Source organism: Streptomyces sp. HUAS TT11 (assembly GCF_051553595.1).
Classification (GTDB): Bacteria; Actinomycetota; Actinomycetes; order Streptomycetales; family Streptomycetaceae; genus Streptomyces.
Genome location: NZ_CP196184.1, coordinates 6,111,463 through 6,131,799, shown reverse-complemented (window position 1 = coordinate 6,131,799; position 20,337 = coordinate 6,111,463). Strand labels below are relative to the sequence as shown.

Annotated in this window: 19 protein-coding genes; 11 read left to right on the top strand and 8 right to left on the bottom strand. The window is 72.4% G+C overall.

The window, feature by feature from the left end; all coding sequences use genetic code 11:
- The first annotated feature begins 9 nt into the window (after window positions 1-9).
- The 8 genes from ACSHXN_RS27270 (at window position 10) to ACSHXN_RS27235 (ending at window position 6,827) form a co-directional block, all read left to right on the top strand.
- Window positions 10-276, top strand: coding sequence for a protealysin inhibitor emfourin (locus ACSHXN_RS27270; protein WP_355139397.1), 267 nt, complete (start codon window positions 10-12; stop codon window positions 274-276).
- Between the two features lie 93 nt (window positions 277-369).
- A complete protein-coding gene (locus tag ACSHXN_RS27265) occupies window positions 370-1,686 on the top strand; it encodes a GH1 family beta-glucosidase (RefSeq protein WP_355139395.1) in 1,317 nt (438 codons plus the stop codon).
- A complete protein-coding gene (locus ACSHXN_RS27260) occupies window positions 1,683-2,951 on the top strand; it encodes an MFS transporter (RefSeq protein ID WP_356114602.1) in 1,269 nt (422 codons plus the stop codon). The genes ACSHXN_RS27265 and ACSHXN_RS27260 overlap by 4 nt, the downstream gene beginning before the upstream one ends.
- 207 nt (window positions 2,952-3,158) lie before the next feature.
- A complete protein-coding gene (locus tag ACSHXN_RS27255) occupies window positions 3,159-4,235 on the top strand; it encodes a PhoH family protein (RefSeq protein WP_355139391.1) in 1,077 nt (358 codons plus the stop codon).
- A 12-nt stretch (window positions 4,236-4,247) separates the two neighbouring features.
- Complete coding sequence (gene ybeY / locus ACSHXN_RS27250) at window positions 4,248-4,745, top strand: rRNA maturation RNase YbeY (protein ID WP_059131516.1); 498 nt, start codon at window positions 4,248-4,250, stop codon at window positions 4,743-4,745.
- Window positions 4,742-6,049 (top strand): hemolysin family protein, encoded by a 1,308-nt coding sequence (locus tag ACSHXN_RS27245; RefSeq protein WP_355139389.1) that lies wholly within the window; start codon window positions 4,742-4,744, stop codon window positions 6,047-6,049. The genes ybeY and ACSHXN_RS27245 overlap by 4 nt, the downstream gene beginning before the upstream one ends.
- Window positions 6,046-6,405: an MmcQ/YjbR family DNA-binding protein gene (locus ACSHXN_RS27240; RefSeq protein WP_355139387.1), complete on the top strand. Its 360-nt coding sequence runs from the start codon at window positions 6,046-6,048 to the stop codon at window positions 6,403-6,405. The genes ACSHXN_RS27245 and ACSHXN_RS27240 overlap by 4 nt, the downstream gene beginning before the upstream one ends.
- Before the next feature lie 68 nt (window positions 6,406-6,473).
- On the top strand, window positions 6,474-6,827 hold the full coding sequence (locus tag ACSHXN_RS27235) for a cytidine deaminase (RefSeq protein WP_438303905.1): 354 nt from the start codon (window positions 6,474-6,476) through the stop codon (window positions 6,825-6,827).
- Window positions 6,828-6,995: 168 nt separating this feature from the next.
- On the opposite strand, the gene ACSHXN_RS27230 is transcribed toward ACSHXN_RS27235, so the two are convergent.
- Window positions 6,996-7,334: a P-II family nitrogen regulator gene (locus tag ACSHXN_RS27230; protein ID WP_355139383.1), complete on the bottom strand. Its 339-nt coding sequence runs from the start codon at window positions 7,332-7,334 to the stop codon at window positions 6,996-6,998.
- Between the two features lie 247 nt (window positions 7,335-7,581).
- On the opposite strand from ACSHXN_RS27230, the gene era reads away from it, so the two are divergent.
- Window positions 7,582-8,532, top strand: a complete 951-nt coding sequence (gene era, locus ACSHXN_RS27225; protein WP_355139381.1) for a GTPase Era — start codon at window positions 7,582-7,584, stop codon at window positions 8,530-8,532.
- 33 nt (window positions 8,533-8,565) lie between these two features.
- Here era and ACSHXN_RS27220 read toward each other — a convergent pair whose 3' ends face one another.
- The 3 genes from ACSHXN_RS27220 to ACSHXN_RS27210 form a co-directional block, all read right to left on the bottom strand.
- A complete protein-coding gene (locus tag ACSHXN_RS27220) occupies window positions 8,566-9,666 on the bottom strand; it encodes a carbohydrate kinase family protein (RefSeq protein WP_356114608.1) in 1,101 nt (366 codons plus the stop codon).
- 126 nt (window positions 9,667-9,792) lie between these two features.
- Window positions 9,793-11,100 (bottom strand): glucarate dehydratase family protein, encoded by a 1,308-nt coding sequence (locus ACSHXN_RS27215; protein WP_355139379.1) that lies wholly within the window; start codon window positions 11,098-11,100, stop codon window positions 9,793-9,795.
- Complete coding sequence (locus tag ACSHXN_RS27210) at window positions 11,097-12,059, bottom strand: 5-dehydro-4-deoxyglucarate dehydratase (RefSeq protein WP_355139377.1); 963 nt, start codon at window positions 12,057-12,059, stop codon at window positions 11,097-11,099. Before ACSHXN_RS27210 ends, ACSHXN_RS27215 begins: the two co-directional genes overlap by 4 nt.
- 117 nt (window positions 12,060-12,176) lie before the next feature.
- Between ACSHXN_RS27210 and ACSHXN_RS27205 the strand changes: the two genes are divergently transcribed.
- Both ACSHXN_RS27205 and ACSHXN_RS27200 read left to right on the top strand, forming a co-directional pair.
- A complete protein-coding gene (locus ACSHXN_RS27205) occupies window positions 12,177-12,959 on the top strand; it encodes an IclR family transcriptional regulator (RefSeq protein ID WP_355139375.1) in 783 nt (260 codons plus the stop codon).
- 212 nt (window positions 12,960-13,171) lie between these two features.
- Entirely contained in the window at window positions 13,172-14,515 is a 1,344-nt protein-coding gene (locus ACSHXN_RS27200) for an MFS transporter (RefSeq protein ID WP_356114600.1), read from the top strand.
- Here ACSHXN_RS27200 and ACSHXN_RS27195 read toward each other — a convergent pair.
- From ACSHXN_RS27195 to ACSHXN_RS27180, 4 genes are all read right to left on the bottom strand, one after another.
- Window positions 14,512-15,510 carry an adenosine deaminase gene (locus ACSHXN_RS27195; protein WP_438303900.1) on the bottom strand — a complete coding sequence of 333 codons (999 nt, stop codon included), beginning with the start codon at window positions 15,508-15,510 and terminating at the stop codon, window positions 14,512-14,514. The two genes, ACSHXN_RS27200 and ACSHXN_RS27195, sit on opposite strands and share 4 nt — an antisense overlap.
- A 20-nt stretch (window positions 15,511-15,530) precedes the next feature.
- Window positions 15,531-16,436, bottom strand: coding sequence for a ribonuclease Z (locus ACSHXN_RS27190; RefSeq protein WP_438303897.1), 906 nt, complete (start codon window positions 16,434-16,436; stop codon window positions 15,531-15,533).
- 6 nt (window positions 16,437-16,442) lie between these two features.
- Window positions 16,443-16,796, bottom strand: coding sequence for a histidine triad nucleotide-binding protein (locus ACSHXN_RS27185; RefSeq protein WP_355139367.1), 354 nt, complete (start codon window positions 16,794-16,796; stop codon window positions 16,443-16,445).
- 233 nt (window positions 16,797-17,029) lie between these two features.
- Window positions 17,030-20,269, bottom strand: coding sequence for a S41 family peptidase (locus ACSHXN_RS27180; RefSeq protein ID WP_438303895.1), 3,240 nt, complete (start codon window positions 20,267-20,269; stop codon window positions 17,030-17,032).
- Between the last annotated feature and the right edge of the window lie 68 nt (window positions 20,270-20,337).

Here is a 20,337-nt window from a genome sequence, read left to right as displayed (position 1 = left end):
ACAGGTGCCATGCGTATTCGGGTGAGGCGCACGGGCGGGTTCGCGGGCATCGAGCGCCGGGCCGAGGTGGAGACCTCGGGACGGGCCGATGCCCAGGAGTGGCACTCCCTGGCCGAGCGGGCGGTCGCCGCGGGCCGGGGCGCGCCGCCCGCCGTGGTGCCGGACGGCTTCAGTTACGAGATCACCGTGGACGGCAGGACCGTGTACTGCGCGGACCCCCGGCTGACCGAGGAGCAGCGGGCACTGGTGTCACGGGTGCTGAAGGAAGGCGCCTGACCCTCCCCCGCCCGGGGCGGGGGCCCCTGCCACCCTCGAGATTCCGACTGATGGTTCGTTCCCGGCCGTTGACTTCCGTTACCGACGGTAAGGATGATCCGGCGCATGGTGACGAACCCGATGCCTCAGTTCCCGGCCGGCTTTCTGTGGGGTGTGTCGACCTCGGCGCACCAGATCGAAGGGGCGGCGGACACCCGCGAGCCCTCCGTGTGGGACGTGTTCACCGCCGAGCCTGGGCGGGTGAAGGACGGCTCGACCGCGGCGGTGGCCTGCGACTCCTACCACCGCAGTCACGAGGACGTGGCGCTGCTGGCCGGCCTCGGTGTCGACGCCTACCGCTTCTCGGTCTCCTGGCCGAGGGTGGCCTCCCCCGGCGGCCTCGACTTCTACGACCGCCTGGTCGACGCGCTGTGCGCGGCGGGCGTACGGCCGGTGGTCACCCTGTTCCACTGGGACCTTCCGGTGGCCCTGGACTGGCTGGAACGGGACACGGCGTCCCGCTTCGCCGACCACGCCTGCGTCGTCGCCGAGCGCCTGGGCGACCGCGTCGCCAAGTGGATCACGCTCAACGAGCCCGCCGAACACACCTTGCTGGGCCATGCGCTCGGGGTCCACGCCCCCGGCAGGCGGCTGATGTTCGACGCACTGCCGGTGGCCCACCACCAGCTGCTCGCCCACGGCCTGGCCGTACGGGCCCTGCGCGCGGCCGGGGCGGGCGACATCGGGATCGCCAACTCGCACGGCCCGACCTGGGCGGCGTCCGAGAGCCCGGAGGACAGGGAGGCCGCGGAGTTCTACGACCTCCTGCTCAACCGCCTGTTCTCGGACCCCCTCCTGATCGGCCGCTACCCCGAGGGGTTCGGCGAACTGATGCCGGGTGACGTCGAGGCCGATCTCAAGGTGATCGCGGAACCGATCGACTGGTACGGGATCAACTACTACGCGCCGACGAGGGTGGGCGCACCGCAGGGCGCGGAGATCGAGTTCGGCGGTCTCTCGCTCCCCGCCGAACTGCCCTTCACGGTCCGGGAGATCGAGGACCGTCCGGTCACGGACTTCGGGTGGCCGGTGGTCCCGGAGGCGCTCACCGAACTGCTCACCGGATTCCGCGAGCGCTACGGCGACCGGCTCCCGCCCGTCCTCATCACCGAGAACGGCTGCTCGTACCAGGGCGTCGACGACCAGGAGCGCATCGCCTATCTGGACGGCCACATACGGGCGCTGCACCGGGCCGTCGAGGCGGGGGTCGACGTACGCGGCTACTTCGTGTGGTCGTTGCTGGACAACTTCGAGTGGGCCGAGGGGTACACGCGCCGCTTCGGGCTGGTGCACACGGACTTCGAGACGCTGGAGCGGACCCCCAAGGCGTCCTACGCGTGGCTGCGCGACCTGCTGCGGGCGCAGAGATGACAACGGCCGAGCGGCCCGCCGACCGGCCCCCGGACGCTCTTGCCGAGCCCGTCGAGCCGGTCGGCCGGGGCTGGACCTCGGCCCTGGCACTGGCCAACGGGGCGATCTGGGTCGGCTGGTACGGCCCGCTGCAGATCCTGCTCGCCTCCCAGGCGACGGACTTCGCCCCGGGCGCCGGCATGTCCAAGGAGACGATGCTGGCCTGGGTGACGGGCGCGGGCGCGGTGGTGTCGCTCGTCGCGAACCCGTTCTTCGGTGCGCTGTCCGACCGCACCACCTCCCGCCGGGGCCGCCGCACACCGTGGATCGTGGCCGGGACGGCGGGCGGGGCGCTGTCACTCCTGCTGCTGGGCGGGGCGGGCGGGGTGTGGACCATGGCGCTCGGCTGGTGCCTGGTGCAGCTCACGCTGAACGCCGCCTTCGCGGCGGTGACGGCGGCGGTCCCCGACCGGGTGCCGCCCTCCCAGCGGGGCTCGGTGGGCGGCTGGCTGGGTGCGGCGCAGATCCTGGGCGTCGTCGGCGGCACCGGTCTGGCGACCGTCGCCGGGGGCATCCGCGCGGGCTACGCGGCATGCGCGGTGTTCACGGTGGTGGGCGTGCTGCCCTATGTCCTGCGCCACCGGGACCTGCGACTGCCCGCAGCGGCCCGGCCGCCCTGGTCCTGGCGGGGTTTCCTGGCCGGGTTCCGGCTGAGTCCGCGCCGCCACCCCGATCTGGGCTGGGCCTGGCTGACCCGCTTCCTGATCAATCTCAGCAACGCGCTGGTGCTGCTGTACCTGCTGTACTACCTGCGGGACCGCATCGGCTACCACGACCCCGACCAGGGCGTTCTCGTCCTGACCGCGGTCAACGGCGCCACCCTCCTCGCCACGGTCGTGGTCGGCGGGGTCTGGTCGGACCGGGTGGGCCGGCGCAAACCGTTCGTGATCTGGTCCGGCGTGCTGATGGCGCTCGCCACGGCGGCCCTGTCCGGCTGGCAGACCTGGACCGGCACCGTCGTCGCGGCGGCCGTCCTCGGTGTGGGCTTCGGGGTCTTCACCTCGGTCGACTTCGCGCTGATGACCCATGTCCTGCCGAAGGCCCTGGACCGCGGGAAGGACCTGGGGGTGATCAACGTGGCCAACGCCCTTCCCCAGGTCGCCGCCCCGGCCCTGGCCGCGCCGATCGTGACGTATCTGGGCGGCTACCGGGTGCTCTACCTGGTGGCGGCGGTGGTCGGGCTGGCGGGGGCGCTGCTTGTGCGGCGGATCCGGGGTGTGGACTGACGCCGGAGCACCGCGGCGCCGCACACCCCGAGGACGGCCGTGGACCGGGGCGGCACGGCGGGGCGCCGGGCCGGATCCCACTCGGGAAACTTCGGCCCCGAAAAGCCCTACGGCCTTGTCAGTACCGCGTCGTACCCTTGGAATCGCGAGGCCGCCCTCAGCTACGCGGCCGTGACGAGGAGGAACCGCAGGCCTGCGGGCCGGCCCATGACTCAGACACCCACAGCTCGTACCCCTGCGCAGGGGCAGGCGAGCACACAGATCACCGTCCCCGCCAAGCACCCCATGGTGATGGTGCTGGGTTCAGGCGACTCCCTCCTGCGCGTGATCGAGACGGCCTTCCCGGGGGTCGACATCCATGTCCGGGGCAATGAGATCAGCGCGGTCGGCGACTCGGCGGATGTCGCCCTGATCCAGCGCCTGTTCGCAGAGATGATGCTGGTGCTCCGCACCGGACAGCCGATGACGGAGGACGCAGTGGAACGCTCGATCGCCATGCTCCGGGCGAGCGACGACGGTGAGGGCGACGGACCGGAGACCCCGGCCGAGGTGCTGACGCAGAACATCCTGTCCTCCCGCGGCCGCACGATCCGCCCCAAGACCCTCAACCAGAAGCGGTACGTGGACGCGATCGACAAGCACACGATCGTCTTCGGCATCGGTCCCGCGGGTACCGGCAAGACCTATCTCGCCATGGCCAAGGCCGTGCAGGCCCTGCAGTCCAAGCAGGTCAACCGCATCATCCTGACCCGGCCGGCGGTCGAGGCGGGCGAGCGGCTCGGCTTCCTGCCCGGCACGCTGTACGAGAAGATCGACCCGTATCTGCGCCCGCTGTACGACGCGCTGCACGACATGATCGATCCCGACTCGATCCCGCGGCTCATGGCCGCCGGGACGATCGAGGTCGCCCCGCTCGCCTACATGCGTGGCCGCACTCTGAACGACGCCTTCATCATCCTCGACGAGGCCCAGAACACGAGCCCCGAACAGATGAAGATGTTCCTCACCCGCCTCGGCTTCGACTCGAAGATCGTGATCACGGGTGACGTGACCCAGGTCGATCTGCCGAACGGCACCAAGAGCGGCCTGCGGCAGGTCCAGGAGATCCTGGAAGGCGTCGAGGACGTGCACTTCTCCAGGCTGTCGTCCCACGATGTCGTACGGCACAAGCTCGTCGGCCGTATCGTCGACGCCTACGAGAAGTACGACAGCCAGAACGGCACCGAGAACGGCACGCAGAAGCCCGGCCGCGGCAAGGCCGGGCATGCCCACAAGGGGAAGTAGACCAGCAGCACCATGTCGATCGACGTCAACAACGAGTCCGGCACCGAGGTCGACGAGCAGGCGATCCTCGACATCGCCCGCTACGCGCTCGCGCGGATGCGCATCCACCCGCTCTCCGAGCTCTCGGTGATCGTCGTGGACGCCGACGCCATGGAGCAGCTGCACGTGCAGTGGATGGAGCTGCCCGGACCGACGGATGTCATGTCCTTCCCCATGGACGAGCTGCGGCCGCCGTCCAAGGACGACGACGAGCCGCCGCAGGGGCTGCTCGGCGACATCGTGCTGTGCCCCGAGGTCGCCGCCAAGCAGGGCGCCGAGGCGCCGACGCAGCACTCCATGGACGAGGAGCTCCAGCTCCTGACGGTCCACGGGGTGCTGCATCTGCTCGGCTACGACCACGAGGAGCCCGACGAGAAGGCCGAGATGTTCGGTCTCCAGGCGGCCATCGTGGACGGCTGGCGCGCGGAGAAGGGCCTGACCGGCCCGTCCCCTGCCCCGACCGTCTCATGAGCCCTCAGATCGTCATCGGCGCGATCGCTCTGGTCGTCGTCGCCTGGCTCGCCGCCTGTGCGGAGGCGGGCCTGGCGCGGGTCTCCAGCTTCCGCGCCGAGGAGGCCGTACGCAGCGGCCGGCGGGGCAGCGCGAAGCTCGCCCGGATCGCCGCGGACCCGACGCGCTACCTGAACGTGGCGCTGCTGGTCCGCGTCGCCTGCGAGATGGCCGCCGCCGCGCTCGTGACCTTCGCCTGCCTCCGGGAGTTCGACAACACCGCCGAGGCGCTCCTGATCGCGATCGCGGTCATGGTCCTCGTCTCGTACGTCGCCGTCGGGGTCTCCCCGCGCACCATCGGCCGCCAGCACCCGCTGAACACGGCGACGGTCGCGGCGTACGTCCTGGTGCCGCTGGCCCGGATCATGGGCCCGATCCCCTCCCTGCTGATCCTCATCGGCAACGCGCTCACCCCCGGCAAGGGCTTCCGCCGCGGCCCCTTCGCCTCCGAGGCGGAACTGCGCGCGCTGGTCGACCTCGCCGAGAAGGAGTCCCTCATCGAGGCCGAGGAGCGCCGTATGGTGCACTCCGTCTTCGAGCTGGGCGACACCCTCGTGCGGGAGGTGATGGTCCCGCGCACGGACCTGGTGGTCATCGAGCGCTACAAGACCATTCGCCAGGCCCTGACCCTGGCCCTCAGATCCGGCTTCTCGCGCATCCCGGTCACCGGCGAGAGCGAGGACGACATCGTCGGGATCGTGTATCTGAAGGACCTGGCCCGCAAGACGCACATCAGCCGCGACGCCGAGTCCGAGCTGGTGTCCACCGCCATGCGGCCCGCCACGTTCGTGCCCGACACCAAGAACGCCGGCGATCTGCTGCGCGAGATGCAGAAGGACCGCAACCACGTCGCCGTGGTCATCGACGAGTACGGCGGCACGGCCGGGATCGTGACCATCGAGGACATCCTCGAGGAGATCGTCGGCGAGATCACCGACGAGTACGACCGCGAGCTGCCGCCCGTCGCGGACCTGGGCGAGGACCGCTACCGGGTCACCGCCCGCCTCGACATCGGGGACCTCGGCGAGCTGTACGGCCTCGAGGCCTACGACGACGAGGACGTGGAGACGGTCGGCGGACTGCTCGCGAAGGCACTGGGCCGGGTGCCCATCGCCGGTGCCTCGTCGCTCGTGGAGCTCCCCGACGGACGCGCACTGCGGCTGACCGCCGAGGCCGCGGCCGGACGCCGGAACAGGATCGCGACCGTGCTGGTGGAGCCGGTGGGCCCGGCCGGGCCCCCGCGGGAGGAGCCGGAGGCGGAATGACCCCACAGGAGCTGCGCGCGTTCTGCCTGTCGTTCAACGCCGCGGTGGAGGACTTCCCCTTCGATCCGCAGACCTCGGTCTTCAAGGTCCAGGGAAGGCTCTTCGCCCTGACGAACCTGGCCGGGCGGCCCCTGAAGGTCAACCTGAAGTGCGATCCCGAGGACGCGGTGCGCCTGCGCACCGAGCACGAGGGCCTGATCGTGGCCGGCTGGCACATGAACAAGCGCCACTGGAACACCGTCACCGTGGACGGCGGGCTCCCGGACCGCCTGGTCCGGGAACTCGTCGAGGACTCGTACGACCTCGTCGTCGCCGGACTTCCGCGCGCCGACCGCCTCCGCCTCGACCGCCCCTGACGAGGACCGGCACCGGACGACGGACCCCGTCGCCCGGCGACCGCAAGACCTCTCCGTATGCTCGGGGCATGACCGACAGCACCGCGCTCGACCCCGACGACCGCAAGATCGTCACCTTGGCCCGTTCCGTACGGGCGCGCAACGGTGTGCCCGAGGGTGCCGCCGTACGGGACGAGACCGGGCGCACGTATGCCGCCGGGACCGTCGAACTTCAGTCGCTGAAGCTGAGCGCACTGCAGACGGCGGTGGCCATGGCGGTGGCGTCGGGGGCCAAGTCCCTGGAGGCCGCCGCGGTCGTGACCATGTCGGAGTCCGCGTCCGCGGAGGACCGGGCGGCGGTGCGGGACCTCGGCGGGCCCGGCACGCCGGTGCTGGTGGCGTCGCCCGACGGAGTACTGCGGCACACGGTCACGGCGGGCTGAGATCCGGGGCGCCGCCCGGTGCCCTCGCCTGTGTCGGCCCGCTCGTCGGGCCGCACCCATCGGTGCGGCCCACGACCCCTCATGACGGCGCATCAGCCCCCGGGCCGCGTCCCCGTCGGCCTCCCGCACACCCCGGTGGCCTCGGGACCGTGACGGCTCGTCCGGCGGTCAGAGCGCGTCGGGGCCCCGCTCACCGGTCCGGACCCGCACCACCGTGTCGACCGGTACCGCCCACACCTTCCCGTCCCCGATCTTCCCCGTCCGCGCGGCCTTCACGATCGCGTCGACGACGCCGTCGGCGTCCGCGTCCTCGACCACGACCTCGATGCGGACCTTGGGCACGAGGTCGACCCGGTACTCCGCGCCGCGGTACACCTCGGTATGCCCGCCCTGGCGCCCGTAACCGCTCGCCTCGCTCACGGTCAGTCCGTGTACGCCCAGTTCGTGCAGGGCCGTCTTGACCGTGTCGAGGCGGAACGGTTTGACGACGGCGGTGATGAGCTTCATGCCGGGGGTGACCTTCTGCGAGGCGAAGTGGGCGACCGGGGCGCCATTGGCCCGGGACGCCGTGATCGTAGGCGGTGCCGGCCCCCGCCGTAAGGTCCCGGCAGCTGCGTGTGCGCACCTCTCCCGGTCGCATACGGGCACGCCGCCGTGACGCTGGGTGGTGCGGCGGCGCTTCCGGGAAGGCGCGGGCTCCGGGGCGGGGCCGGATCGTGCGGAGGGGCTCCGTGGATCAGGGAGAATGGGCGCCATGAGCGTTCGCACCCAGTCTTCCGAGCCGACCGAGGCCGTCCACCGGGCAGGTTTCGCCTGTTTCGTGGGCCGCCCCAACGCGGGCAAGTCCACCCTCACGAACGCTCTGGTCGGGCAGAAGGTGGCGATCACCTCGAACCGGCCGCAGACGACACGGCACACGGTGCGGGGCATCGTGCACCGCCCCGAGGCGCAGCTGATCCTGGTGGACACCCCCGGTCTGCACAAGCCGCGGACGCTGCTGGGCGAGCGGCTGAACGACGTGGTGCGCACGACGTGGGCCGAGGTGGACGTGATCGGCTTCTGTCTGCCGGCCGACCAGAAGATCGGTCCCGGTGACCGCTTCATCGCCAAGGAGCTGGCGGGGATCAAGAAGACCCCGAAGGTCGCGATCGTCACCAAGACGGATCTCGTGGACTCCAAGACCCTGGCGGAACAGCTCATCGCGATCGACCGGCTGGGCGAGGAGCTGGGATTCGCCTGGGCGGAGATCGTGCCGGTGTCGGCGACCGCGAACAAGCAGGTGGACCTGCTGGCGGACCTGCTGATCCCGCTGCTGCCCGAGGGGCCCGCGCTCTACCCCGAGGGCGACCTGACGGACGAGCCGGAGCAGGTCATGGTGGCGGAGCTGATCCGCGAGGCGGCGCTGGAGGGTGTGCGCGACGAACTGCCGCACTCGATCGCGGTGGTGGTGGAGGAGATGCTCCCGCGTGAGGACCGCCCGGCGGACAAGCCGCTCCTCGACATCCACGCGAACGTCTACATCGAGCGGCCCAGTCAGAAGGGGATCATCATCGGGCCGAAGGGCAAGCGCCTGAAGGAGGTCGGCATCAAGTCCCGCAAGCACATCGAGGCGCTGCTCGGCACCCCGGTGTTCCTCGACCTCCATGTCAAGGTGGCCAAGGACTGGCAGCGCGACCCCAAGCAGCTGCGCCGTCTGGGCTTCTGAGCGGTACCGGTACGTCGCGCGGGCGGCTCGCGCTCATGTCGCCCTGCGGAATCCGATCGTCGGCACGGCGCGCCGCCGCGGCCACGGGTCCACGCACTCGTCCGGCACCAGCCGCTCCAGGAACGCGTACCGGCTGAGCGCCGCCGGATCCTGGTCCTCGTACGACTGGACCCTGCTCCACCACGCCGCGATCTCGGCCCACCCGGGCGCCGAGAGCGACCCGCCGAACTCCTGCACCGAGAGCGCCGCCGTCAGACCGGCGAAGGCCAGGCGGTCGGCCAGCGGCCATGCGGCCAGTGTGCCGGTCACAAAACCCGCCACGAAGACGTCGCCCGCCCCCGTGGGGTCCAGTGCCTCGACCGCGATCGCGGGCACGGCGGCGGTCTCCCCGGTGCTGCCGTCCACGGCGTACGCACCGTCCGCGCCGAGGGTGACGACGGCCAGCGGCACGTGTTCGGTCAGCGCGTGCGCGGCGGCGCGGGGGCATTCGGTGCCGGTGTACCGCATGGCCTCCTGCGCGTTCGGCAGGAACGCCTCGCAGTGTTCGAGGTCGGCGAGGCCCGCCAGGTCCCAGGCACCGGTGTCGTCCCAGCCGACGTCGGCGAAGACGCGGGTGCCCTGTTTGGCCGCCTCGGCGATCCAGGGGGCGCGTCTGCCCGGGGTCAGTGAGGCGACGGCGGCCCGGGCGCGGGGCGGGCAGGCGGGCGCGGGTTCCTCGGGCGGTGGTTCGTGGCCGTGCGACACCATGGTCCGCTCGCCCTCGTAGGCCATGGAGACGGTGACCGGGGAGTGCCATCCGGACACCCTGCGGGAGATCGAGAGGTCGATGCCCTCGCCCTGCTCCAGCTCGTCCCAGCAGTACTCGCCGTAGTGGTCGTCGCCGAAGGCCGCGGCCAGGGAGGTCTTCAGGCCGAGGCGGGCCAGCGCCGCCGCCATGTTGGCCACGCCCCCGGGGCTCGACCCCATCCCGCGCGCCCAGGACTCGGTGCCGCGCACCGGGGCGGACGCGAGCCCGGTGAAGATGATGTCGAGGAAGACCGTCCCCGTGAGGTAGACGTCACAGGACGGATCGCCCGGCGCCCGCAGAGGCGCGAGCGGATCGACGTGGGGATGGTGGTGCGGCCCGTCCCCGATGTGGGGGTGGTGCGGTCCCTCTCCGGCGGTCGCGGTCACGGTGGGCTCCCTGACATGGTGCGGATCCAGCCAGTGTGCACCAAACGGCTCGCCCGGCGGCGGCGTCGGCGCGACGCCGCCGGGACCTCACCAGCGGGGGACCGCGGGCGCGCGCCACCCGGGATGCGCGACGCGCATGGCCGCGCCGTCGTCGCGGTCGCGCAGGGCGCCGTCGTCCGCGAGCCAGCGCTCGTGCAGGGCGGCCAGCCGGTCGCGGTCCAGGGTGACGCCGAGCCCCGGGGCGTCGGACACGGCGACCGCGCCGTCCCGGAAGGCGGGACGCTCGGTGACGACGTCCTCGGTCTGCCAGGGGTAGTGGGTGTCGCAGGCGTGGTGGAGGTCCGGCACCGTGGCCGCGACATGGGTCATCGCGGCGAGGGAGATGCCGAGGTGCGTGTTGGAGTGCATGGACACCCCGACGCCGAACGCACGGCAGATCGCCGCGAGTTCACGCGTGTTGCGCAGCCCGCCCCAGTAGTGGTGGTCGGACAGGACCACCTGGACGGCGCCGCGCGTGAACGCCTCCCGGATCTCGGCGAACGTGGTGACGCACATGTTGGTGGCGAGCGGCACCCGGCTCCGCGCGGCGATCTCGGCCATGGCCGGGGTGCCGAGGGCGGGGTCCTCCAGGTACTCGAGGACGTCGCCCAGCTCGCGGGCCACCGCCAGCGCGGTCTCCACCGACCAGGCACCGTTCGGATCCAGCCGCAGGGGGTGCCCGGGAAAGGCCGCGGCCAGCGCCCGGACCGCCGCGATCTCCTCCGCCGGCGGAAAGACGCCGCCCTTGAGCTTGAAGGAGGTGAAGCCGTACCGCTCCTTGAACCTCCGGGCCTGCTCGACCACTCCCTCCGGATCGAGGGCTGCGCCCCACTCGTCCTGCTCGCTCGACACTCCCTCCGGATGGCCGGCCCACTTGTAGAAGAGATACGCGCTGTACTCGACCTCGTCCCGCACCTTGCCGCCGAGGAGCGCGTGCACGGGCAGGCCGAGCGCCTTGCCGAGGGCGTCGAGGCAGGCGACCTCGAAGGCGGACACGACGGACAGGCGGAGTTTGTCGGCGGTCTGGACACCGCGCAGCCCGCCGACGTCGAGCCGGCCGCCGGACCGGGAGCCGTCGACGGCGACGTCGTCGGCGAGCGCGAACAGGCCGTTGAGGCGGGACACCGGACGGCCGATCAGCTTGTCCGCCAGGGGCCGGGCCGGTTCGAGGTACTTGGTGTCCCCGTAGGTCTCGCCGACCCCCGTGGTCCCGTCGTCGGTCACCACCTCCACGATCAGCCGGGGCGTGTAGGGCTGGTGGACGCCCTGGGTGTTCAGCAGCGGCGGGTCGGCGACCAGGATCGGTGTCAGGCGCACCTCGGCGATGGTGAGGTCACGGGAGGTCGCGGCGGTCACAGGGCGGCTCCTACGAGATCGAGTCCGGCGGCGAGCAGGACCTCCAGATCGGCCAGATCGGAGGGCGAGGGATCGACGAGCGGGGCGCGCACGGGCCCCACCCGGCCGCCCCGCAGCCGGGCCGCCGCCTTGACCAGCGACACGGCGTATCCGGGCACCCGGTCGCGGACGGCGACGAGCGGAACGTAGAACTCGCGCAGCAGCGTCTTCACCAGGGCGTCGTCGCCGTCGCGCAGCGCCGCGAAGAAGGCGGTCGCGATCTCGGGTGCGAAGGCGTGGACGGCGGAGGAGTAGGCCGGCACCCCGACCGCGGCGTACGCACGCGCCTGGAGTTCGGCGGTGGCGGCCCCGTTGAAGAACAGGAAGCGCTCGGGCGCTGCGAGGGTGAGGCGCTGCAGCCGGTCGAGGTCACTGTGGCCGTCTTTGAGCCCGATGACGCCGGGGATGCGGGTGACACGCCGGAACGCCTCGGTGCCGAAGGCGACCTGGCCGCGCTGGTAGGCGATGAGCGGGAGCGGGGTGCGGGCGGCGATCTGCTCCAGCTGCGCGACGAGTCCGTCCTGCGGTGCGGCCACGAGGTAGTGCGGCAGGACGAGCAGTGCGTCCGCGCCCGCCTGCTCGGCGATCCGCGCGAACCGGACGGCCTGCGCCCAGCCGTATCCCACACCGGCGACGACGGGTACCCGCCCGCCGGCCGCCTCCACGGCCGCGGCGACGACCTGTCCGTACTCCTCCTCGTCCAGGGAGAAGAACTCGCCCGTACCGCAGGCCGGGAAGACGGCGCCGGGCGCGGCGGCGAGCTGCGCCGCGACATGGGTCCGGAATCCGTCGGGATCGAGCGAGCCGTCCTTGTGGAAGCTGGTGAGCGGGAACGACAGGACCCCCTGTGCCATGCCGTTCCGCAGCCTCTGTGCCACCGCCTCCGGGTCCGCGTCCCTGGCGCCGCCCACTGCACTCATCTCCTCATGTAGACGCCATCCATATATACAAATGCAGATTAGATACATGGACGGGCCCCGTCAACGGCGGGATGCGGACCGGCCCCCGCACTCCCCCGCCCGGATTACGATCGGCGCATGTCAGACACCGGGGGCGTCCGCGAGGTGAAGTCGGCCGCGCGCACGGTCGAGCTGCTCGAGGTACTCGCCGCGCGGGGCGATCGTCCGGCACGCCTGCAGGAGCTCGCGGACCAGCTCGAGGTGCCGCGCAGCTCGATGTACGCCCTGCTGCAGACCCTTGTCTCGCGGGGCTGGGTCCGCACGGACGTCACCGGCTCGCTCTACGGCATCGGCATCCACGCCCTGCTGACAGGCACGAGCTATCTGGACTCCGACCCACGGGTGCGCGCCGTGCGCCCGTACCTCGACGAGGCGTCGGAGGCCCTCGGCGAGACGATCCACATGGGGCGCCTCGACGGCACCGACGTCGCCTATCTCGCGACGCGCGAATCGCACGAATACCTCCGCACGATCAGCCGCGTGGGCCGGCGGCTGCCCGCGCACGCGGGCGCACTCGGCAAGGCACTGCTGGCGGAGCGGCCCGACGCATGGCTGCCGAAGGGCCCGTACGCGGCCCTCACCCCGCACACGCACACATCCCGCGCCTCGCTGCTGGCGGATCTGGCCGTGACCCGTGAGCGCGGGCACTCGATCGACCGCGAGGAGGGCGTCGCCGGCATCGTCGGTTTCGGTTTCGCCCTCCGCTACGACATGCCGGCCCAGGACGCGATCAGCTGCTCGGTGCCGGTGGCCCGGCTGACGCCCGGTCACGAGGAGCACATCGTCGCGGTGATGGGGGAGATCCGGACCCGGATCGAGGGGGCGGCAGGCGGCGGAACCGGGGCACCGCGCTGGCGCTGACCCAGGGTGATCCAGGGTCCCCGCCAACCAAAAGACGGCGCTTGTACCCGGCCCGACCAGCCCCAAACCTTTTAGTGACCCAGATCACACACCCCGCGCTTTTTTCTTGAACCGCGTGCTTGATACAAATTGCCCGCGCGTTCCTGTCGTTCGACGGTCGGCGCCCCATCCCCCGTTTTTCCGCCGCTCCTTCCGTATGCCCTGGAACGCCCGTGTCCTCCCGTCCTGCTCCGCCCTGGCCCCTCGTCGCCCTTTTCACATCCGGGTATCTGGCCGCGTACCTCCTGCCCACCACCGTCGGCAGGCTGGACTCGGGCCTTCCGCTCTCCTCCACCGAAGCCGGCTCCATCGGCAGTGCCCTGCTGCTGGGTTCGGCCTGCGCGGGCTTCCTGCTCGCCGCGCACGTCCACCGGATCGGCCCCCGCCGACTCGCCCGTGCCGGACTCCTGCTCGCCGCCGCCGGATACGGCACGGCGGCGCTCAGCCACAGCATCCCCGTGGTCGTCGCGGGGGCGGTGGCCGGCGGGTTCGGCTCCGGTACGGCGACCACCGTCGCCGCGACCGGGATCGCCGCCCAGCGCGACCCGCACCGCACCTCCACACTCGGCCTGCTCGGCGTCTCCGCGCTCGCCGGCGTGATCTACCTGACGGTTCCCCGGCTCGGCCCGGGCCATGGACTCCCGCTCGCCGCCCTCGCGCTCACCGCACTGCTGGTGTGGCCTGCGACCGGCCGCCTGTCCACCCCGGCGCGGATCACCACCGCTCCCCGCGGGACCGGGGAGAGCGGCCCACTGCCCCACACCCGCTCCGGCATCGTCCTCGCCGCCGGCATTCTGTGCTGGTCCCTCGCCCAGAACTCGCTGTGGGGCGTGAGCGGCCGTATCGGCCTCACCCAGGCGCATCTCACGGAGGTCACCGTCGGCGCGGTCTTCGCGATCGCGCTCGGGGCCGGACTGCTCGGCGTGATCGGCGCGGGAGCACTCGGCCCGCGTCTCGGCCGCGCGCTCCCCATCGGTCTGGGCACCGCGCTCATCGCCGGCTGTATCGCGCTCAGCGCCTCCGCCACCGGCTTCGGCACCTTCGCGACCGGCGAGATCGCCTGGAACACGCTCTACCCGATCGTGCTGTCGTATCTGATCGGCCTCGCCGCCTCCCTCGACCGGCGCGGCCGCTGGGCGGTCCTCGTGGGCTCGGCCTCCTCGCTCGGCACGGCCGCGGGCCCGCTGGCCGGCAGCCTGTTGTCCGCTCGGGCGGGCTTCCCGGCGATGGGGACGATCCTCGCCGTCGGCCTGCTGGCCATCACGCTCCCGCTGACCGCGGTCGCCCTGCACACCGGTGGCCGGCCGCTGCGGTCCGGCGCCGCACGTCGTCGCACCCCGGCCGTCGTGGTGGCCGTCACCACGGGCACCCCCTCGGGGGCGGTACCCCCGGCCGGCGCACCGGAGCAGGCCGTCGTGGAGTTCCCGCTCGACGCGGCGGCGGTGACGGTGCGAGAGGAGTACGACACGGCAGGGCCCCGGCAGGCCGCCGCCGCACCGGGACCCGGAACCCTCTAGCGCCCGCCGAACTCGTACGCGTCCACCTCGGCCAGGTAGCGCGCCCGCCGCTCCTCGTCGTGCTCCAGGAAGGAGGCGGCGAAGGAGTTGCGGGCCAGCCGGCGCATGTGCTCCTCGCTCAGGCCGAGGGCGTCGCGCACGGCGTGGAAGTTGTCCCCCGCGTACCCGCCGAAGTAGGCGGGATCGTCGGAGTTGACGGTGCACAGCAGTCCGGCGTCGAGCATCGCGGCCAGCGGGTGGTCGGCCAGGGTGTCCACGGCGCGCAGCCGGACGTTGGACAGCGGGCACAGCGTCAGCGGCACCTGATCGCGCACCAGCCGCTCGACGAGGGCCAGGTCCTCCAGGCAGCGCAGCCCGTGGTCGACGCGCTCGACGCCGAGCAGATCGAGGGCCTCGGTGATGTACTCCGGCGGCCCCTCCTCACCGGCGTGCGCGACGCGGCGCAGTCCGAGGGCGGCGGCGGCCTCGTACACGGCACGGAACGTGGCCGGCGGATGGCCGACCTCGGCTGAGTCCAGACCGACCCCGATGATCCGGTCCAGGTACGGCTTCGCGGCCTCGAGCGTCTCCAGCGCCGAATCGGCGGACTCGTCACGCAGGAAGCACATGATCAGCCGGGTGGAGACGCCGTGCTTCTCCTCGCTGCGTCCGAGCGCCCGCCACAGCCCCTCGACGACCGTGCCCATACCGACACCCCGGGCGAGATGGGCCTGCGGGTCGAAGAAGATCTCGGCGTGCCGCACTCCCTGCGCCGCGGCCCGCTCGAGGTAGGCGTCGGCCAGGTCCTCGAAGTCCTGCTCGGTCCGCAGCACGGCCATGAGCTCGTAGTACAGGTTCAGAAAGGACTGGAGGTCGTCGAAGGCGTACGCCTTGCGCAGCTCTTCCGTGTCCGCGTACGGCAGTTCGACACCATTGCGCGCGGCCAGCGCGAAGGCCAGCTCGGGCTCGAGGGTGCCTTCGACATGAAGGTGCAGTTCAGCTTTGGGGAGGGGCATCAAAGCATCGTACGGCCTGGTCACACCCGTTTCGGGAGAGGCACTCTCAGCAGGTCGCGGGCCACGGTCAGCTCGCCCCCGAACCCGGCGTCGCGGGCCTGCCGCTCGAACTCCTCAGGCTCCGCGTAGCGCTGGCTGAAGTGGGTGAGCACCAGGTGCCGCACACCGGCCCCCTGCGCCACCCGCGCCGCCTGGCCTGCCGTCAGATGCCCGTACTCGACGGCCAGTTGCTCGTCCGCGTCGAGGAAGGTCGATTCGATGACCAGCATGTCGCAGCCCTCCGCGAGGGCGTACACCCCGTCGCACAGCCGGGTGTCCATGACGAACCCGAAGCGCTGCCCGCGCCGCACCTCGCTCACGGTCTCCAGCGCGACTCCGTCCAGGGAGCCCTCGCGCTGGATGCGGCCCACGTCCGGGCCCTTGATGCCGTGCGCGGCGAGCCGCTCGGGCAGCATGCGCCGCCCGTCGGGCTCGACGAGCCGGTAGCCGAAGGAATCGACGGGGTGGGACAGCCGCCGGGCCTCGAGGGTGTACGCGGGGGTCGTCGCGATCACGCCGTCCTCCGCGACCGGCGCCTCGGTGATCCCGACGGTCTCCCGGTAGGCCGTCGCATACCGCAGCCGCTCGAAGAAGAGCTGCCCCGACTTCGGGTAGTGCACGGTGATCCGGTGCGGCACCTTGTCCAGATTGATCCGCTGGATGACTCCGGCCAGCCCGAGCGAGTGGTCTCCGTGGAAGTGCGTGACACAGACCCGGCGCAGGTCGTGGGCGGCGGCCCCGGCGTGCAGCATCTGCCGCTGGGTGCCCTCGCCGGGGTCGAAGAGGATGCCGTCCCCGTCCCACCGCAGCAGATAGCCGTTGTGGTTGCGGTGCCGGGTCGGGACCTGGCTGGCGGTACCGAGGACGACCAGTTCGCGTACGGACACGGCGTCCTACCCGGGGGGCCACTGCAGGCCGCGGCCGCCGAGAACGTGGGCGTGCGCGTGCCAGACGGTCTGCCCGGCGCCGCTGCCGGTGTTGAAGACGACGCGGTGGCTCTCGAGCTTCTCCTGCGCGGCGACCTCGCCGGTCTCGCGGAGCAGGTCGGCGGCCACGGCCGGTACGGCGGCGGCGAGGGTGGCGACGTCCCGGTAGTGGACCCGGGGGATGACCAGGACATGGGTCGGTGCCTGGGGGTTGATGTCCTGGAAGGCGACGGTGGTCTCCGTCTCCCGGACGATCGTCGCCGGGATCTGCCCCGCGACGATCTTGCAGAACAGGCAGTCGTCCTGCGGTTCTCCCGCCATGTGCGTGCCTCCTCACACCGACTGATCACGACGACGGCATGGTATCCGCCCGGCCGCCGCCGACGGAGTCCCCGCACTCCGCCGCGGAGGGGCGCGGGCCGCCCCGGGCCGGTCGGCCGACCGGGGCTCCACGGGAGCGGACGGCCCGGGGCGCGGCGACCCACCGGCGCCGCACCCGCGGGGGTCGGCACCACGCGAGGTGGCTCACCGGGCCGCCGGTGCGGGGCGCCGGCTCACAGCCGGGGCAGCTCCGGGGGCGTCTTCGCCGGGTGCTCCTCGAGCGCGGCCAGCGCTATGCGCACCGCCTCGTCCAGTTGCACATCGCGCCCGGCGACGTGGTCCTGCGGCGCCTGCACCACCTCGACGTCCGGATCGACGCCGTGGTTCTCCACGCCCCAGCCGTAACCCTCCAGCCAGAACGCGTACTTCGGCTGCGTCACGAGGGTCCCGTCCACAAGCCGGTACCTGCTGTCGATCCCGATGACCCCGCCCCAGGTCCGTGTCCCGACCACCGGCCCGATCCCGAGCGCCTTGACCGCCGCGTTCACGATGTCCCCGTCCGACCCGGAGAACTCGTTGGCGACGGCGACGACGGGCCCGCGCGGGGCGTCCTCGGGATAGCTGTAGGCCCGCAGCCCTCGCGGGAGGTCCCAGCCCACGATCCGGCGCGCCAGCTTCTCGACGACCAGTTGGGAGGTGTGCCCGCCCCGGTTCTCCCGGACGTCCACGACCAGCCCCTCCCGGGCGACCTCGATCCGCAGGTCCCGGTGGAGCTGCGCCCACCCGGAACCCACCATGTCCGGCACGTGCAGATACCCGAGCCGCCCGCCCGAGGTCTCGTGCACATACGCCCGCCGGTCCGCCACCCAGGCGTGGTACCTGAGCGGCTCCTCGTCGGCGGTCGGGACGACGACGGCGTACCGCAGATCCCCGCCGCCCGCCGGGGAGATCGTCAGCTCCACCGGCCGGCCCGCCGTACCGACCAGCAGCGGCCCGGGTCCCGTCACCGGGTCCACCGGCCGCCCGCCCACCGCGACGATCGCGTCCCCGGTGCGCACGGCCACACCGGGTGCGGCGAGCGGCGCCCGTGCGTCCGGGTCGGAGGTCTCCGAGGGCAGCACCCGGTCGACGTGCCACTGGCCGTCGGTGTGGCGGGAGATGTCCGCACCGAGCAGCCCCTGCCGCCGGTCCGCGTCGGCCCCGTGGCCGGCCGGCGTGACGTACGCGTGGGAGGTGCCCAGCTCGCCGTGCACCTCCCACAGCAGGTCCACCAGGTCGTCGTGCGTGGCCACCCGTGCGAGCACCGGCCGGTAGCGGTCCAGGACCCCGTCCCAGTCGATCCCGCCGAGGTCCGGCCGCCAGAAGTTGTCCCGCATGAGACGGCCCGTCTCGTCGTACATCTGCCGCCACTCCGCGGCGGGGTCGACGGTCTGCCGCACCCGCGACAGGTCGACCGTGATGTTCGCGTCGCTGTCGTCGTCGTTCGGGGCGCGGCGGTCGCTCGGTACGACCTTGAGCTTGCCGTCGGTCCACAGCAGCACCCGCTTGCCGTCACCGCTGACCGCGAAGTGGTCGGCGTCCGCGGCGAGATGCTCGATGCGCTGCTGGACCAGGTCGTAGCGCTCGAGCTCGGTCTTGGGATCGGGGTCGTCGGGTGTGGCGCGGGAGGCACCCAGCACTCCGCGCACGGGGTGCCGCAGCCACAGCACACCGTCCTTGGCGGCCCGCAGCCCGGAGTAGCGCGCCGCCTCGACCGGGAAGGGCACGATCCGGTCGGCGAGCCCGTCCAGGTCGATCCGGGTGGCGGGGGCGCCCTCGCTGTCGGGCGTCTCGTCCTTCTCGGGCGCCTCGAAGGGGCGGCCGTGCCGCTGCGGCCCGAAGGGGGACGGCGTGGTCGCGGCCAGGGTGATCAGGTGCGGCCGTGAACCGCCCACGAAGGCCAGGTCGAAGACGTGCTCGTCGTAGACGGGGTCGAAGGAGCGCGCCGAGAGGAACGCCAGGTGCTTGCCGTCCAGCGTGAACGCCGGTGCGTAGTCCCGGAAGCGCAGCGGGGTCGCCTCGGTCACCGACAGGTCGGCCGTGTTGGCGAGCTTGAGCTGGCGCAGCGGGCGCGGGCCGGGGTGCGACCAGGCAAGCCATGCCGAGTCGGGTGAGAAGACCAGCCCGTCGGCCTCCCCGTCGTCACTGCGGTCGACCTCGCGCACCTCGCCGCTGTCCCGCTCGACGAGCAGCACCCGTCCGTCGTCCGTGGCGACCGCGACGCGGCCGCCGTCGGGTGCCACCGCGAGCCCGAGCACCCGCCCCAACTGCCCGGCCGCCAGCCGGCGGGGGGTGGCCGCCGGGAGAAATCCGGTGGCGGGCGCGAACTCCAGCGCGTCCTCGCCCTCCGCGTCCGTCACCCACACCACCCACTCCTCGCCGTCGGCGCGGAAGGTGTGCGGCAGCCGGGCTCGTACGCCGTGATCCGCGGCGAGCGCGCGGGCCGGCCCCGAACGGTGGGTGATCCAGTGCACGGCGCCGCGCACGGAGATCGCGCTGCCGCGTCCGCCGTGGTCAGGCGAGGCGGTGCCGAACCAGCGGCCCGCGTGCAGCGGGTACGGCTGGAGGTCCGCGCGCTGCCCGCCGAGCCGGATGTCCAGCCGCCGGGGTTCGGCGCCGTCCAGGTCGTCGAGGAGCCACAGCTGACCGGCACAGGCGTACACCACCCGGGTGCCGTCGGTGGCGGCGTGGCGGGCGTAGAAGCCCTCCCCGCTCTCGTCCGCTTCCCCGAGGGGTGTGTGGCGGCGCAGATCCGACCCGTCGGCCTGCGAGGAGTACACCGCCCCGACGCCCTCGTGGTCGGAGAGGAAGGCGATCCTCGCCCGGTCCCCCGTCCCCGCCCACAGGGGGTACTCGATGTTCCCGTCGAGGTCCTCGTGCAGCCGCACGAACTCGCCGTCGCCCTCACGGTCGATCCACAACTTGCCGGCGGTACCGCCCCGGTACCGCTTCCAGTAGGCGGCCTCGCGTCCCATCGGCGCGGACAGCAGGACCGTGGCGGGCCCGTACGCGACCTCGCCGACGGGCCCGTACGGCAGGGTGGTGGCCGGTCCGCCGTCGAGCGGCACGGCACGCGCCCAGGTGCGGCGCAGCGACGCCTGACCGGCCGTGCTGAGCGCGAGCACCCGGCCCTCGGGGGTCCAGCCGCGCACCTGGGTCTTCGCGCTTCCCCAGTGCGTCAGGCGCTTCGAGGGGCCGCCGTCGATCGGGGCGACGTGGACTTCGGGGGCACCGTCGCGGGTGGAGGTCCAGGCGACGACCGTGCCGTCCGGGGAGATACGGGGGTGGTTCACGGGGACGTTGTCGGCGCTGACCCGCCAGGCGCGGCCGCCGTCGAGCGGGGCGACCCAGACGTCGTCCTCGGCGGTGAAGGCGACCAACTCGCCGTGCAGATGCGGGAACCGGAGGTACGCGGGCGATACGGACTGAGTCACCAGATCACCCTAAGCAGCGATCTCGTTCCCTGACAGGGGTTTTCCCCAGATGAAACCGCCCCGGGGGG